At 65.8% G+C, this 16,218-nt stretch carries 12 protein-coding genes; 10 read left to right on the top strand and 2 right to left on the bottom strand.

Features of this window, described 5'->3' with window-relative positions:
* Positions 1 to 229: 229 nt before the first annotated feature.
* The 3 genes from Q0L30_RS08050 to Q0L30_RS08040 all read left to right on the top strand — a co-directional run bounded on the left by Q0L30_RS08050 (position 230) and on the right by Q0L30_RS08040 (position 8,625).
* Entirely contained in the window at positions 230 to 2,473 is a 2,244-nt protein-coding gene (locus Q0L30_RS08050) for a CHAT domain-containing protein (protein WP_296653589.1), read from the top strand.
* Position 2,474: 1 nt separating this feature from the next.
* Positions 2,475 to 4,154 (top strand): ShlB/FhaC/HecB family hemolysin secretion/activation protein, encoded by a 1,680-nt coding sequence (locus Q0L30_RS08045; RefSeq protein WP_296653588.1) that lies wholly within the window; start codon positions 2,475 to 2,477, stop codon positions 4,152 to 4,154.
* A gap of 115 nt (positions 4,155 to 4,269) precedes the next feature.
* Positions 4,270 to 8,625, top strand: a complete 4,356-nt coding sequence (locus Q0L30_RS08040) for a filamentous hemagglutinin N-terminal domain-containing protein (protein WP_296653586.1) — start codon at positions 4,270 to 4,272, stop codon at positions 8,623 to 8,625.
* Here the strand turns inward: Q0L30_RS08040 and Q0L30_RS08035 are convergent.
* Together Q0L30_RS08035 and Q0L30_RS08030 are read right to left on the bottom strand one after the other, a co-directional pair.
* The gene (locus tag Q0L30_RS08035) at positions 8,622 to 9,371 is read right to left on the bottom strand and encodes a protein phosphatase 2C domain-containing protein (RefSeq protein WP_296653583.1); all 750 of its coding nucleotides are present in this window, start codon (positions 9,369 to 9,371) and stop codon (positions 8,622 to 8,624) included. The two genes, Q0L30_RS08040 and Q0L30_RS08035, sit on opposite strands and share 4 nt — an antisense overlap.
* A gap of 36 nt (positions 9,372 to 9,407) precedes the next feature.
* Positions 9,408 to 10,106 (bottom strand): hypothetical protein, encoded by a 699-nt coding sequence (locus Q0L30_RS08030; RefSeq protein WP_296653841.1) that lies wholly within the window; start codon positions 10,104 to 10,106, stop codon positions 9,408 to 9,410.
* A 735-nt stretch (positions 10,107 to 10,841) separates the two neighbouring features.
* Between Q0L30_RS08030 and Q0L30_RS08025 the strand changes: the two genes are divergently transcribed.
* The 7 genes from Q0L30_RS08025 to tssE all read left to right on the top strand — a co-directional run bounded on the left by Q0L30_RS08025 (position 10,842) and on the right by tssE (position 16,218).
* Positions 10,842 to 10,985, top strand: a complete 144-nt coding sequence (locus tag Q0L30_RS08025; RefSeq protein ID WP_296653580.1) for a hypothetical protein — start codon at positions 10,842 to 10,844, stop codon at positions 10,983 to 10,985.
* 104 nt (positions 10,986 to 11,089) lie between these two features.
* Positions 11,090 to 12,139 (top strand): type VI secretion system protein TssA, encoded by a 1,050-nt coding sequence (tssA, locus tag Q0L30_RS08020; protein WP_296653577.1) that lies wholly within the window; start codon positions 11,090 to 11,092, stop codon positions 12,137 to 12,139.
* A gap of 77 nt (positions 12,140 to 12,216) precedes the next feature.
* Positions 12,217 to 12,717 carry a type VI secretion system contractile sheath small subunit gene (gene tssB / locus Q0L30_RS08015; RefSeq protein ID WP_367277793.1) on the top strand — a complete coding sequence of 167 codons (501 nt, stop codon included), beginning with the start codon at positions 12,217 to 12,219 and terminating at the stop codon, positions 12,715 to 12,717.
* 24 nt (positions 12,718 to 12,741) lie between these two features.
* Positions 12,742 to 14,247 carry a type VI secretion system contractile sheath large subunit gene (gene tssC, locus Q0L30_RS08010; protein ID WP_296653572.1) on the top strand — a complete coding sequence of 502 codons (1,506 nt, stop codon included), beginning with the start codon at positions 12,742 to 12,744 and terminating at the stop codon, positions 14,245 to 14,247.
* A gap of 45 nt (positions 14,248 to 14,292) precedes the next feature.
* Positions 14,293 to 14,781: a type VI secretion system tube protein Hcp gene (locus tag Q0L30_RS08005; RefSeq protein WP_296653570.1), complete on the top strand. Its 489-nt coding sequence runs from the start codon at positions 14,293 to 14,295 to the stop codon at positions 14,779 to 14,781.
* A 98-nt stretch (positions 14,782 to 14,879) separates the two neighbouring features.
* Positions 14,880 to 15,713 carry a type VI secretion system accessory protein TagJ gene (locus Q0L30_RS08000; protein WP_296653566.1) on the top strand — a complete coding sequence of 278 codons (834 nt, stop codon included), beginning with the start codon at positions 14,880 to 14,882 and terminating at the stop codon, positions 15,711 to 15,713.
* Positions 15,706 to 16,218, top strand: a complete 513-nt coding sequence (tssE, locus tag Q0L30_RS07995; protein WP_296653563.1) for a type VI secretion system baseplate subunit TssE — start codon at positions 15,706 to 15,708, stop codon at positions 16,216 to 16,218. Before Q0L30_RS08000 ends, tssE begins: the two co-directional genes overlap by 8 nt.

Genomic DNA, 16,218 nt, shown 5'->3' with positions numbered 1-16,218 from the left:
CCCGCCGCCTCCCGGCGCAGCGGGCAGGGCGAGGCACGCGCACCTTATCTTCAAGACGACTGACACTGCCGATTTTTGAAAGAAGTGTAGTGGCTGGATACGCGCGGCGTCGGCGGCGGGCATCCGCGTTTTCAAAAATTCCGTGGCTGGCTCGTTTACCTCTGTGAAATAGTCCGGCGCGTGCCGCACCGGGCTCGCTCGCATGCTGTGTGTTCCGCAGGAAGCCGATGTGAACGTTCTCGAACGACAGTTGGCGGGAAGGCACTTGATCGTGTGGCGCGCGAGGGCGCGTCGCGCGCGCTGGCTGGGTGCGGCGGTTTCGGGGGTTGTACTGGCGTACGCGCTCGCCATGCCGCCCGCCGCGCGCGCGGCCACGCCGTCGTCAGCACCGGCCCCTGCCCGGACAGCCGCTGCTGGCGCTACGGGTCTGGCACCCGAATCGCAGGGTTTCCGCGAGGCCGCCGAACGCGAACGCGACGCCGAAACGCTCCGCTCGCTGACCGACGAAGGCCGGCTGCTGCTGTCGCGCGATCGCGTCGCGCTGCCCGCTTACGACTATTGCAGCATGTCGGTGGCCGCAGCCGAGCGCGGCGACTTCCGCGACAGCATCAACGCTGCGGCGCGCGCACTCGTCGTCGCCGAGCGCACCGACAATGCCGATCTCGCCGCGCTCTCGAAGCGCGACCTGGCGATTGCGTACAGCTATGCGGGCGACCTCGACGATGCGCAAAAATACGCGCGCGAGGCGCTCGCTTCGCATCCGAAAGCGCCCGACCAGGTATTCGCGCCCGCGAACAAGGTACTGGGCGACGTGGCGCTGCGGCGCGGCGATGCACGGGGCGCGCTCGCCGCGTACGACGAGGCCATGCTCACGGCGTCCGCGCGCTTCAGGCCGCTCGTGCAACTGTCGATCACGAACGCGCAGATCGCGATTGGCGACACGGGCGCCGCGCGCCAGACGCTCGAAGCGGCGGGGCCGCCCGCTGTCCCCGAACTCGCGCCCGCCTATGGCCGCATCGAGGGCAAGCTGCTGCTCGCCGAAGGCAAGCCCGCCGAAGCGCTCAAGGTGTACCAGGCGCAGCTCGCGAGCGGCACGACGAGCGATGCGAACTACGACAACCTGTGGGTCCACGAAGGCATCGGCCGCGCGTATCTCGCGCTCGGCGACAAGGCGCGCGCGCGCGAGGCGTATTTGCACGCCGTGGACGATTCGGAAAAGATCCGCGCGCGTTTTCGCAGCGACGAGTTCAAGACGGGCCTCTTCGGCGACACGCAATCGGTGTTCGAGGAAGCGATCAAGCTTGCCGTCGATGCGGGCGACTACGAGAGCGCGTGGAATCTTTCCGAGCGCAGCCGCGCGCGCACGCTGCTCGACGTCGTGCGCAACCGCGTCGATACGGGTGTGGACGACACGTTGCTCAACGGCACGGTGCCGACCTTGCAGGCTGTGCGCGATGCGTTGCAGCCGAACGAGGCAATCGTCGAGTTTCATACCCTCGACAAGACGCTGGTCGTCTGGGTGATCCGCCGCGACGGACTGCAGGGCCACACGCTGCCGATTGCGCGCGCCGACATCGAATCCGCCGTGACCGACGTGCGCAACGCCATCGTGCACCGGCGTCCCGCCGCGATCGCCTACGGCGAGAAGCTGTACCAGCTCCTGATCGCGCCGCTTGCGCTGCGTCCCGAAGAGCGGCTCCTGATCGTGCCGCACGGTGCGCTGCACTATCTGCCGTTCCAGGCGTTGCGCGGCCCGAACGGCTACCTGATCGAGCAGCATCCGATTGCGCTCCAGCCGTCGGCGAGCGTCGCGCTGCAACTGGAGGCGCGGCGCCAGACGGTCGCGAGCAATCTGGTCGCGTTCGGCAATCCGCAAATCGCGCCGCAATTCGCGCTGCCGGGCGCGCAGGCCGAAGTGGAGGGCATTGCGCCGCTCTTCGCGACGAAGGCGCTGTTCCTGCAAAGCGCGGCCACCCGCTCGCAGTTCCGCGAGAGCGCCCCGGCGGGCCGCGTGCTGCACGTCGCGACGCACGCCGAAGCCGACACGATCGATCCGCTGCATTCGCGCATCCTGCTCGCGCCCGCCACGCAGCCCGCCGACGGCCCCGACTCGCTGCTCGCACTCGACGTCTACAACCTGAAGCTCAACAACGTTGCGCTCGTCACGCTTTCCGCGTGCGAGACGGGCCTCGGGCGCATCGCGCGCGGCGACGAAATCCTCGGCTTCACGCGCGCGTTTTTCTACGCGGGCGCGACGAGCCTGATCGTCTCGATGTGGCCCGTTGCCGACGAATCCACCGCGCTCACGATGCGCACCTTCTACTCGCAACTCGCACAAGGCAAGGAAGCGATCGACGCGATGCGCGCCGCGCAGCTCGCCGTGATGAAAGAGCCGCGTTTCGCCCATCCGTTTTTCTGGGCGCCGTTCGACCTGATGGGCGGCTGGCGTTTGAGCATCGCGCGCGGAACCTGACATGACATTAAAACTCCGGACGATTGCCGCGCTTGCGTCGGCAAGCAGTGCGCTGGCGTGGGGGCAGACCGTGCCGAATGCGGGCTCCATTCTCAATCAGACGCAGCCGCGCGAAACGCGCCCGGCGCCGCCCGGCGGCGCCAATGCGCTGCCCGCCGTGCCGCCGGGCGAGGGCGTCACCGCGCCGCCGGGCGGCGCGACGTTCGTGCTGAAATCCCTCACGCTCAAGGGCAACGACTCGATTCCGGCCGATGAACTGCTTGCGCCGGTGCGCGACAAGATCGGCTCGCAGATCGGTTTCGCGGATCTGCAGGCGATTGCCGCGCGCATCGCGCAGATCTATCGCGAGCGCGGCTACGTGCTGGCGCAGGTGGTGATTCCGCCGCAGGACGTCACGTCGGGCGACGTGCAACTGAGCGTGCTGGAAGGCCGCGTCGGGCACGTGCGGCTCGACGTGGCGGCGGGCACGCCGATCAAGGAGTCGCTCCTGCGCGAGCGCGTGGAGCGGATTCCGGTGGGCGCGCCGCTCAGGCAGCAGGTGCTCGAACGCACGATGCTGCTGCTCTCGGACCTGCCCGGCATCACGGTGACCTCGGCCATCGAGGCGGGCAGCGAGCCCGGCACCGTGGACCTCACGATCAACGTCGCGCCCGCGAAGCGCTGGAGCATGGCCGTCGATCTCGACAACTACGGCGCGGCGGCGAGCGGCACCTGGCGGCTCGGCGCGCTCGCGCGGCTGAACTCGCCGTTCGGCATCGGCGACAACCTCGACCTGCGCATTCTCGGCTCCGAACGGCTCGACACCGTGTACGGGCGCGTCGGCTACGAAGCGCCCGTCAATAGCGTCGGCACGCGCGTGGGCGTGGCCGTGGCGCGCATGAATTACACGCTCGGCAAGGAGTTCTCGGTGCTCGACGCCACCGGCGAGGCCACCGTGGTCGATCTCACGGTCACCCATCCGCTGCTGCGCACGCGCAACCAGAACCTGCTCGGGCGCGCGAACTTCGAGTATCGCGATCTCTCGGACAACATCGGCATCGTCGACGACCACAATCGCCGCTCGCTGGTGGAAGGCAGCCTGGGCGTCACGTACGAGAGCCGCGACACGTTCTTCGGCGGCGGCTTCAACAGCGCCGATCTCGAACTGCTGATCGGCAGCCTGCATTTCAGGGACAACACGAATTTTCTGATCGACCAGTCGGTGTTCGGACGCAACACGGCGGGCACCGAAATGCGCGCGACATTCTTTGCCAACCGCCTGAACGCGCTGACCGAAAAGCTGAATCTCTTCCTCGGTTTTTCGGGGCAGTGGGCCGCGACCACACTCGACGATTCGTCGCGCTTCCTGCTCGGCGGCCCGCACGCGGTGCGGGCGTATTCGCCCTCGGAAGGGCTCGTCGACGAAGGCTTCGTCGCCACCGCCGAACTGCGCTACGCGATCAACGCGCAGATCACGGCGTTCACGTTCTTCGACTTCGGCACCGGCTGGTTCAATGCGAACACGCGCCCGGGGCAGGGGGACAACAACCTCACGCGCAGCGGCGCCGGGATCGGTGCGTATGTGTCGCTGCCGTATGGATTTGCGTGGCAGGGCACCGTGGCGTGGCGCACGACGTCGCCCGACACCACCGGCAACGACAAGGTGCCGACGTTTTACATGCAGTTGAGCAAGACCTTTTGAGCAGGACCCGTTGAGCAAGGCTCTTTGAGCAACACCTTTTGACGATGTCACCGTCATGCCGGGCACGGTCCGGCGCGAGGGGTGCGGGATGAACAAGCGTGGCAGGACGCGGCCCATGATGCCCATGCGGCCCATGCAGGCAAAGGCGATCGCAAGCGTGGCGGCTGCGCTGTTCGAGGTGGCGTACGCGCCGTCCGGGCTGGCCAACCCGACCGGCGCGCAGGTCGTGGCGGGCGGCGTGACGGTCAGCGCGCCGAGTGCGTCGCAGATGAACATCACGCAAAGCACGGCGAACGCCATCGTCAACTGGAACACGTTTTCGATTGCCTCGGGCGAAGCGGTGAACATCGCGCAGCCCTCGGCGCAGGCCGCGCTGCTCAACCGCGTGGTCGGCAACAATCCCAGCACGATTGCCGGCAGCCTGCGCGCGAACGGCAAAGTCTTTCTCGTCAATCCGGCGGGCGTGCTGTTCTCGGCAGGCTCGTCGGTGAGTGTCGGCTCGCTCGTTGCGTCGACGCTCAACATCGCCGACGCCGATTTTCTCGCGGGTAATTTCCACTTCGTCGGCCATTCGACCGCCGCCGTGAGCAACGCGGGCACGATCACCGCCGCCAACGGCGGCACCGTCGCGCTGCTCGGCGGCACGGTCAGCAACAGCGGCATGGTGATCGCGAAACTCGGCACGGTCGCGCTGGGCGCGGGCGGCGACATCACGCTCGACTTCGCGGGCGACGGCCTCACGACGATCAAGATCAACGCGGGCGCCGCCAACGCGCTGCTCGGCAACACCGGCACGCTCGCGGCGGACGGCGGCACGGTCGTCATGAGTGCGCAGACGGCCGAAGCGCTCGCGAGCGCCGTCATCAACCAGCAGGGCATCGTGCGCGCGCAAAGTCTGGCGATGCGCAACGGCCACATCATCCTCGACGGCGGCACGAACGGCGAGACGCTCGTCAGCGGGACGCTCGATGCGTCGGGCGGCGCGTCCCGGACGGGCGGGCAAATCGATGTGACCGGCTACGACATCGGGCTGCTGGCGGGCGCAAATATCAACGCGAGCGGCGGCGCGGGCGGCGGCATCGTGCATATCGGCGGCGGCTCCCACGGCGCCGATCCGGCCATTCCCGATGCCAACGCGGTCTGGATGGACCCCGCCGCGCAGATTCACGCCGATGCGCTCACGAGCGGCAACGGCGGCAGCATCGTCGTGTACGGTTCGACGGCCTCGCGCGTGTACGGCGCGCTCAGCGCGACGGGCGGCGCTACGGGCGGCAACGGCGGGTGGATCGAGACGTCGGGCGGCAGCCTCGACGTGACCGGCGCGACGATCAATGTTGCCGCGCCGCAAGGCGTCGCGGGCTCGTGGCTGCTCGATCCCGTGAGCATCGAAATCTGCGCCGCGAGCGCGGGCTGCTCGACCGGCTCGGGCGGCACCCTCAGCGGTTCGGTCATGCTGTTCGGACCCGCGAGCACGCCGATTTCGGATCAGCAGATCACGACGCAACTCAACGACGGCACCTCGGTCACCGTGCAGACTTCGAGCGGCGACATCACCGTCGATACGGGCGCGAACATCGCCAAGACCGCTGGCGCCGATGCGACGCTCACGCTCGAATCGTCCGGCAACGTCGTCTTCAATTTCGGAGCGGCCATCACGTCGAGCGCGGGCAAGCTCAATGTCGATCTCGAAGCCAACGTGAACGGGACGGCGGGCAGCAATGCGGTGACGCTCGGCGGCACGACGGTGAATACGAACGGCGGGACGTTCACGATCGGCAACACGGGACAAAGCGCCGTAAACATCGAGAATTCGACGATCAACACCGATGGCGGCGCAGCGGGCATCAACGGCACGGCAGCGTCGGGCAACGCCGTCGCGATTGGCTACTCGCTCGTCAGCACGGGCGCGGGTGCACTCACGGTCCACGGCACGTCGAGTGCCGCGGGCAACGGCATCGACCTCTCGCAGAGTGCGCTGCAGACCAGCAACGGCAACATAGGGCTCGTCGGCACTGGCTTCGCCAGCTCGGCGACCGCTTCGGGCGTCACGATTTTCGGCAACTACCAGAGCGGTCCGACCGTCACGCCCGCCATCGACGTGACCGGCAGCGGCGCGGTATCGATCCAGGGCTCGGCGGGCGGTTTCGACGGCACGGGCGTCTCTTTGAACGGCACGGAACTCTCGGCCTTGAGCGGCCCCGTCGCCGTTACGGGCACGGTGGCGGCGTCGAACTTCGGCATCGGCGTGAACGACGTCTTCAGCGCGTTCAATACATCGAGTGGCGGCGTGACGATCAACGGCAGCGTCACCGCTTCGACATCGGCCACGCTGAGCGGGGCGACCGGCGTCCTGCTGGAAGGACCGGGGCAATTCTTCGCGGGCAGCGGCACGATCACGCTGCCGACCATTCAGACGGCGAGCGGCGCGATATCCGTCACCGGCAGCACGCCTGCTTCGCTCAATGGCTCGGTGGCGCTCGATGTCGACGCGGCGCAGATCGTGTCGGCGAACGGCGCGATTACGCTGACCGGCAATTCGACGGGGACGGCCGCGCGCGGCGCGTCGTCCAGCGGCGTCGTGCTCGAAAACACCACCGTCAATTCCGATACCGTCACCCAGCCGAACACCGGCATCACGACCGGCACCGGCACGCTCGCCATCTACGGCAGCGGCCTCGGCTCGGGCGTGGAAGGCGTGCTCGTGGCGGATGGCTCGACGATCACGTCGAACAACGGCGGCGCCATCGACGTTCGCGGCGTGGTCACGAGTCCAACCCCGAGCACGAGCGGCGACAACGTGCAGTTCGACTACGGCACGCTCGTCTACAACGGCACCATTACGGCCACGGCGCCCAACTCCACGATTGCGCTCGCCGGTTCGACCAACACGTCCGACGCGGGTCTCGCGCTCGGCGGCGTGGCCGAATCATCGGCGTTCACGCACCCGGCGGGCACCGTGAGCGTGAGTGCCGCGAGCGGCGGCACCGTCGCATTGCGCGCGGCCAACGACAACACCTCGACAAGCCTGCTCGCCGCCAATGCGACGGTGACGTCGCCCGGCGGCACACTGGCGATTCTCGCTGCGAGCGTCGATCCGGCGACGTTCGCGCTCATCGCGCAGAACAGCACGCCGATCACGCTGTTCGGCCCCGACGCGGGCGGCCTCAGCATCGACATGGCGACTTTCAACGCGTTCACCGGGTTCACAACGCTCGCACTCGGCTCGGACACGCAGACGGGCCTGATCGTGGTCGACGGCATATGTTCCGATTCCATCTCGTGCACGACGCTCTCGAAGCCCGTGCTGAACATGAACCTCACGCTCGCGAATCCGGGCAGCGGCAGCCAGGGTATCGAACTGCCGCACGGCATCTCGGTCGGCAACCACACGCTGACGCTCGATTCGGCTGGCGCGGTGACCGACCCGGGCGGCATCCAGGCCGCCGGCCTGCTGCTCGTGGGGCCCGGCAGCTTCACGCTCAACGATCCGCAAAACGACGTGGGCGTGCTCGCGATGATGAACGCGGGCAACGTGAACTTCTTCAACTCGGTGGGTTTCGTGATCGGCCCGATCGTGAGCCACGCTTACGACGCAACGTCGGGCACGCTGACGACCATCGACGCCACGAATTCGACGCTCACCGGCAATCTGCTGGCCCAGGCCGGGACGGGCGGCATCGGGCTGGGCGGCGGCACGGCGTCGCCGGGCGGGCCGACCGGCGGCATGAACACCAACCTCACCGCGGGCGGCACGATCGATCTCGTGATGGAGAACGGCGTGTTCACCGACAACGGCACCGGCACGGTGAGCGCGGGCAACGGCTGGCGTATCTGGGCGGCCACCTGGAACGGCGAGACGCGCGGCAACGTACAGCCCAACACGTTGCAGCCGAACTTCTACGGCTGCAGTTACGGTGCGGGATGCGTGTGGGGCGGGACAGTGCCGCTCACGGGCGACCACTTCGTGTATATCGCGCGGCCCACGGTGATCGTGACCGCGGACGGCGCAACGCGCCTCGCGGGCGCGCCGAATCCGAACTTCGCGTACGCGACGAGCGGGCTCATCAACGGCGACACGGCGGCGGGCACGCTTGCGGGCACACTCTCGACCCCGGCGACGCAGGGTTCGCCGGCCGGACAGTATCCGATCGATCCGGCGTTCGTGTCGCTCGTCGGCTATATCGTCGTGAACGATCCGGGCACGCTGACCGTGTCGGCGCTCGACCCCGACCTGCCGCTCGCGCAAAGCGGGTTGCAATCGTTCTTCGGGCCGGCTGAGAAGACCTTCGTCTACGAGAACAACCTGCAGGGCACGAACATCTGCGTCGGCTCGAACCAGCCGCTCTTCTCGACCACCCCGCCCGGCGAGAATCAGGATCTGCTCGCGGTGGAATGGAAGCGCGTGCGCTCGCAGCCGAACCTGAATAGCTGCATGCTGGCCAACGGGCAGCACGGGTGCGGGGATTTCTAGGCGACCCACACCGCGTAGGCGCTGAAATTGTCGTGGCTCGCCTTCGCATGCGCGCGCACCTCGTGCGCGAGGGCGTCGAGCCAGCCGGACGGATTCGCGGCCCGTGCGAGCGTCGCGACGATTGTCGCGTCCTCCACGTATTCCCAGAGGCCGTCCGTGCAGATCAGAAACGCGTCGCCCGGCAGCAGCCCGAAGGTGCCGTCGAGGCGCGCGATGTTGAGCGCATCGAGCGTGCCGAGCGCCGCGAACAGCACATTGCGGCGCGGGTGATGACGCGCCGCTTCAGCGCTGATGAGCTTCGCGTCGATCATCTCCTGGACCATGCTGTGGTCGCGCGTCTGCGCCGCGATGCGCCCCGCGCGCAAGCAGTAGAGACGCGTGTCGCCGCAATGCGCCCATGCGGCCGTGCGGCGTTCGCGGTCGATGGCGAGGAGCGTGGCGGTGGAGCGCATGTCGCGCAGGCCGGGCGGCCCGTGCGACTGCTCTTCGACGATATTGGCGTTCGCGTGGGCGAGCGCGTTCGCGAGACGGTCGCCGGTGGGCGGCAGTTCGGCCATGGTCAGATAACGCAGATCGGCAAGCACGGTATGGACGACGATGGCCGACGCCGTATCGCCGCCGCCGTGGCCGCCCGCGCCGTCGGCGACGATGCAGTAGAACAGCCGCTCGCTCGAAAAATCGCCGAGCGAGTCTTCGTTGCGCTGCCGCCCGCCCTGGTCGGTCAGGCTTGCGAAGGCCAGTTGCACGCGCGCTCTCCTGTTTGCCGGTCGGCGTTGTCGGGGTCAGTCGCGCATCTCGCCGATGCACTGCGCGTGCGACTGCCCGGCGAGAATGCCGAATACCACGAGGATGGCGATGCGGTTCTCGGCGGCGATGGCGATGCCAAGCGTCTCTTCGATCCAGCGGCCGATGCCGGTGCGCGCGAAATCGGCGGGCACCGAGCCCTTGCGCAGCGTGACGCCGAGCTTGCGCGCGCGGTAGTGATACGACGCGATGCGGTGGCGCGCCGCAACCTGCGCGAGACCGCCTTTTTCGTTCGAGAGCCAGCCGAGGCTGCCCGCGAGCAACACGCGGTCGGTTTCGTCGAGACCGGCAATGAACTGCGTGGCGGCGTCGCGCACGGTGGCTTCGTCGAGACCGTGCGGAAAGAGCGCTGAGCCGATCGGGTCGGCGTGCAGCGCCGCTTGCTGGTCGAGCCCGGCGAGTGCGTCGTCAATGTCGAGGCAAACATTGCGGCGATGGCTCGCGCTACGCAGACAGTCGATCAGATAGCGGCGGAAATAGCCGCACACAGCGTGATTGTTCGACGGTGCGCTATGCAGCGGAAAACTCAGTAGTTCGGAGTCGGGCGTTTCGAGCCGGAAGACCTTGAAGAACAGGAACTGCGAAACGAGTTCTTCCTTGTCTTCGCCGAGCGCCTGCAATTCGAATGGATGGTAGCCCGTGAGCGCGTGGCGCACGATGGCGTAGAGCGAAGCCATCTCGTCGTGCGTCAGGCGCGTTCGGCGCTGCCAGAGATCGGGCAGCCCACATGTCTCCTCAACTGCTTCGGCCACCGCTGCGCTTTCGATGTTTGACACCTGTTCCCCCCGCACGATGAGGGCCGTCCGTTGCGCTGTGGGCCGTCGCTGCCGGGTGGCCCGCGACGTTAGGCAACATCGGACTGCGCCTGAGAAACGCAACCGCAAGCGCCGGGTTGCGCCACCACGAGCTGGCATCGACTAATCGCTGCGCGACGTGAATACATCGTTTGACCGGATCGCGCACAAATCAGTTTGAGTCTATTAGCCGCGCGTGTTTCTGACAAGGAAGAGACGAATGAGTGTTGCTGGTTGAATTGCGATGTCATGTCATTTGGAATTCACGTTAAAAGCGGAGTAGGCGTTTTCCCTGCGGCGTTAAGCGCATTGGCTAAATTCGAATAAAAATCATGTGCGCAAACATGCAGGAGCGCGTCAATGAATTTTCGTGGACGATCGTTTTATAGTTTTAACTTATATCGCCATGTTATCGAACATGAATGGTATGAATAATGAAATGATGTGTCTCAAGAAGCGCATGGTGCGCGGCGATACGTGGAATCGTAGCTGGAGAAATTCAGATGTGTGGTGGAATGGAAGCGCCATAAAGGGTACGTCGAATGACATGCGCAAGAGTTCCACAAAGTACGCATCAACGGTAAATAAAATATTTCATAACGTTTAGCGAAACGCGTAATGAAACAGAATGAATTTGATAACATGGAAGATGATTGGGAAGTCTTTTTTTTTTCCGGCGGCGTGCTATTCTCTGATGGAAAATGGTGGAGCGGCGCCAGGGTTGGCGCAATTGGGAACGGTCTCAACACGCTGCTGCTATAACAGAATCCCGTTCATTCGCTTTCCCCATCAAAGTCTCCCGTATTGATCCCCGCGAGATGACCGGCGCGGCATAAAACGATCGATTTTCAACGGACCAGTAGACCATGGCCACGCTAGACGCCGGGGCGCTGCTCGCGCAAGTGTCGCCCGAGAAGCCGTGCGGGGAAGATATCGAATACGATCCGGCGTTTCTCGAGCTGGAGCGGGTCGTCAACGGCAAGCCGGACGTGCAGTACGGCAACACGGTCGTCGAGGCCGTCCCGCCGGACTGGAAAGAGGCGCAGGCGCTCGCGCTCGGCCTGTTCGGCAAGAGCCGCGACTTGCGCGTGGCGGCCTGGCTTGCACGCTCGCTGCTCAATTGCGACGGCTTTGGCGGCTTCGCCGAGGCGCTGGTGCTGATCGCGGGCCTCATCGAACTGCATTGGGATCACGTCTATCCGCAACTCGATGCCGACGACGACAACGATCCCACGGCGCGGGTCAACGCGCTGGCCTCACTGATCGACCAGACCGGCACGCTCGCCGACGTGCGCGAGGCGCCGCTGGCCATGTCGCGCGCACATGGCGTGGTGACGCTGCGCGACGTCGAATACATGACCGGCGAAGCGAATGTGCCGAGCGGCGTGACGGTGCCTTCGGCCGCCTCGATCGAGGCGGCGATTGCCGACGCGGGCGACGGCGCGCAGGCGATCCACGCGGCGCTGCAATCGTGCCTCGAAAGCGCGCGGCGCATCGAAACGCTGCTGACCGAACGTGTGGGCAGCGCGCGCTCCATCGATCTCGATCCGCTCGTGCGGCCATTGCGCCATGCCGCCGCCTTTCTCGGCGAGCGCGTGGCGAGCGCGCCGGTCGCGCCGGTTGCGTCGGTCGATGCGGCGCCTGCCGGGGCGTCCGCGAACGGCGCGGCGCCCGCTGCGAGCGCGGCGGCTGTGAGCGCCCCGCCGCCCGGCGAGATTTCGACGCGCGAGGACGTGATGCGCGCCATCGACAAGATTTGCCAGTACTACGAAAAAAACGAACCGGCGAGCCCGATTCCGCTGTTGCTGCAACGCGCGCGCCGGCTCGTCAACAAGAGCTTCATGGAAATCCTGGAGGATCTCGCGCCGGAGGGACTCGCGCAGGCGCGCAAGATCAGCGGTACCGATAGCGAGTAGGAACGCTGGGTCCAGCAACGCCGCCAGGCGGTTGCAAGTGAAGGCCCGCTGGCGCGGCATCGATGAGGGGAATCGTCGTGGCGAAAGAGAGCAGCCAGAAGTTCATCGCGCGCAACCGGGCGCCGCGCGTGCAGATCGAGTACGACGTCGAGGTGTACGGGTCGGAGAAGAAGGTGCACCTGCCGTTCGTGATGGGGGTGATGGCCGATCTGTCCGGCCAGCCTGGGGAGCCGCTTGCGCCGGTTGCCGAGCGCAAGTTTCTGGAGATCGACGTCGACAACTTCGACGAGCGCCTGAAGTCGATGAAGCCGCGCGTGGCCGTGCAGGTGCCTAACGTGCTGACCGGCGAGGGCAATCTCGCCGTGGAAATGACCTTCGAAAGCATGGACGACTTTTCGCCGGCTGCGGTCGCGCGCAAGGTCGATTCGCTCGCGAAGTTGCTCGAAGCGCGCGGCCAGTTGCAGAACCTGCTGACCTATATGGACGGCAAGACCGGCGCCGAGGAATTGATCCAGAAACTGCTGAAGGATCCGGCGCTCTTGCAGGCGCTTGCGTCCGCACCGAAGCCGCAGGAATAACCGTCTACGAGAGGGGAGTCTGTCATGGCCGAACCCAGTACCCAGGGGCAGGAGTCGCAGCAGCAGCAGGCGGGCGAGTTAATTGAAGCCGGCGAATTTGCGAGCCTGCTGGAAAAGGAATTCAAACCGCGCAGCGACAAGGCGAAGGAAGCCGTGGAAACGGCGGTCCGCACGCTGGCCGAAGAGGCTTTGCGCGGCGCGAATCTCGTTTCGGGCGACGTGCTCGCGACGATCGAGGCGATGATCGCCCAGATCGACCAGAAGCTCACCGACCAGGTGAATCTCATCATGCATGCCGAGCCGTTCCAGAAGCTCGAAAGCGCATGGCGCGGGCTGCACTATCTGGTGAACAACACCGAAACGGACGAAACGCTCAAGATCCGCGTGATGAATATTTCGAAGGGCGATCTGCACAAGACGCTCAAGAAATACAAGGGCACCGCGTGGGACCAGAGCCCGGTCTTCAAGAAGCTCTATGAAGAAGAATACGGGCAGTTCGGCGGCGAGCCCTATGGCGCGCTGGTGGCGGATTACTACTTCGACAACAGCGGGCCGGACGTCGATTTGCTCACGCAGATCGCGAAGGTGGCCGCCGCCGCGCACGCACCGTTTATCGCCGCAGCCGATCCCGCGGTGATGCTGATGGATTCGTGGCAGGAACTTGCCAATCCGCGCGATCTCACGAAAATCTTCCAGACGCCGGAGCATGCCGCATGGCGCTCGCTGCGCGAGTCGGAGGATGCGCGCTATATCGGGCTTGCCATGCCGCGCTTTCTCGCGCGCGCGCCGTACGGCGCGAAGACCAACCCGGTCGAAGAATTCGCGTTCGAGGAAGATACGGCCGGTGCGGACAGCAGCAAGTACACGTGGGCCAACGCGGCCTATGCGATGGCGGCCAACATCAACCGCTCGTTCAAGCAGTATGGCTGGTGCTCGCGCATTCGCGGCATCGAGTCGGGCGGCGCGGTGGAGAACCTGCCGGTTCACGCGTTCCCGACCGACGACGGCGGTGTGGACATGAAGTGCCCGACCGAAATCGCGATCAGCGACCGCCGCGAAGCCGAACTCGCGAAGAACGGCTTCATGCCGCTCGTGCACAAGAAGAACTCCGATTTTGCCGCGTTTATCGGCGCGCAGTCGCTCCACAAGCCCGCCGAGTACGAAGACCCCGACGCAACCGCGAATGCCAATCTCGCCGCGCGCCTGCCGTATCTGTTCGCGTGCAGCCGGTTCGCGCATTACCTCAAGTGCATCGTGCGCGACAAGATCGGCAGCTTCAAGGAAAAGGACGACATGCAGCGCTGGCTGCAGAACTGGATCCTGCAATACGTCGACGGCGATCCGGCGCACTCGACCGAAGAAACGAAATCGCGCAGGCCGCTCGCCGCGGCGGAAGTCGTGATCGAGGAGGTCGAGGGCAATCCCGGTTATTACACGTCGAAGTTTTTCCTGCGTCCGCATTACCAGCTCGAAGGCCTGACTGTGTCGTTGCGGCTGGTCTCTAAGCTTCCGTCCGCGAAGGCGGCGTGACGGAATTCCGTTTTCACTGGCGAAACGTCTTGAGTGGAGAACAACATGGCCGTCGATATGTTCATGAAGCTTGGCGACATCAAGGGTGAGTCGCAGGACAAGACCCATAAGGAAGAAATCGAAGTGCTCGCATGGAGCTGGGGGCTCAGCCAGAGCGGCACGATGCACATGGGCACCGGCGGCGGCGCGGGGCGGGTCAACGTACAGGACATCTCGTTCACGAAGTTCGCCGACAAGGCATCGCCCGCGATCATGACCGCGTGCTGCAAGGGAACGCACATTCCCACGGCCGTGCTGACCGTGCGTAAGGCGGGCGGCGACGATCCGCTCGAGTACTACAAGATCACGCTGACCTCGTTGCTGGTCAGCTCGTATTCGACGGGCGGCTCGGGCGGCGAAGAGCGTTTCACCGAAAACGTGACGCTGAACTTCGAGAAATTCCACGTCGAATATCAGCCGCAAAACGCGAAGGGGCAGAAGGAAGGGGGCGTAGTCGAGGCGAAGTGGGACATCGTGAAGAACGACGCGAGCTAGACAGGGAGCAGGCTGCCATGCGGCGCATGCAGTGAGCGCCGCATGGCAGGCGAGCGCCGCGTGACGACACGCATCCCGCACGGACGGAGCGAACTGACATGACCGCAGAAGAAAGCTTGCGCGATGGCAATCTTGACGAATGCTTGCGGCAGTTGCAGGACCAGGTGCGCGGCGATCCGGCCAACGCGTCGTATCGCGTGTTCCTGTTTCAGTTGCTCGCGGTGCAGGGCGCCTGGGAGCGCGCGCTCGCGCAACTGAACGTGGCGGGCGACCTCGATGCCGCCGCGTTGCCGATGGTGCAGATTTACCGCGACGCATTGCAGTGCGAGGCGTTGCGCGAAGATGTGTTCAAGGGCCGGCGTGCGCCGCTGATCTTCGGCGAGCCCACGGCATGGCTCGCGCTGCTGATCGAAGCGTTGCGCCTCGAAGGCGGGGGCGACTTCAAGGCGGCAGCCGCATGCCGCACGAATGCGCTCGATGCGGCGGCGCCCACGGCGGGCACGATCAACGGCGAAGCGTTCGAGTGGATCGCCGACGCGGACACGCGCGTCGGCCCGGCGCTCGAAGTGATCCTTGCGGGCCGCTATTACTGGATTCCGTTCGAGCGGATCCGCCGCATCGAAATCGAGCCGCCCGCCGATCTGCGCGACCGCGTCTGGATGCCCGCGGTATTCACGTGGGCCAACGAAGGCCAGGCGGCGGGGCTGATTCCCGCGCGCTATCCGGGCACGCTCGCGGCGATGGACAGCGGGCTGGCGCTTGCGCGCTCAACCGAATGGGTCGATGCGGCGGGCGGCGAATTCGACGATGCGCATCCGCTCGGCCAGCGCATGCTGACGACCGACGCGAACGATTACGCGCTCTTCGACATCCGCACAATCGCGCTCGAAGTTAAAACACCCGCGGCCGATGTCGCGCCCCGCCATGGCTGAGCTGACGGGCCGCGACCGGCTGCAGCCCGCGCTGCTCGATCGCCTGACCGATCTGGAGCCCGAAGCGAAGGAGGAGAGCCGCGAGCGCCGCGTGGTTTCCATGCGCACGCTGCGCCACGGCGTGCAGCGCGATCTGGCCTGGCTGCTCAACGCAAGCGGGCTGGGCGCGGTGCAGGATCTTGCGGCGTATCCGGCCGTGGCCAGTTCGGTGGTGAATTTCGGTTTGCCCGACACGGCGGGCAAGACCGCCTCGGGCATGGACATCGCGAAGCTCGAGCGCATGATTCGCGACGCGATCATTGCATTCGAGCCGCGCATCCTGCGCGAGACCGTGCGCGTAACAGCGGTGCTTGAAGAGGAAACCACGGGGCGTCACAACACGGTGGCGTTCGTGATCGAAGGCGACCTGTGGGCACAGCCCTATCCGGAGCAGCTCTACTTTCGTACGGAGCTCGATCTCGAAGCGGGCGAAGTTCGCGTGATCGACAAGGGCGCGCCGCGCTGA

This window comes from Paraburkholderia sp. (assembly GCF_024281035.1).
Taxonomy (GTDB): Bacteria; Pseudomonadota; Gammaproteobacteria; order Burkholderiales; family Burkholderiaceae; genus Paraburkholderia.
The sequence above is the reverse complement of the archived record's forward strand: the minus strand, read 5'-3'. Positions and strand labels throughout refer to the sequence as shown.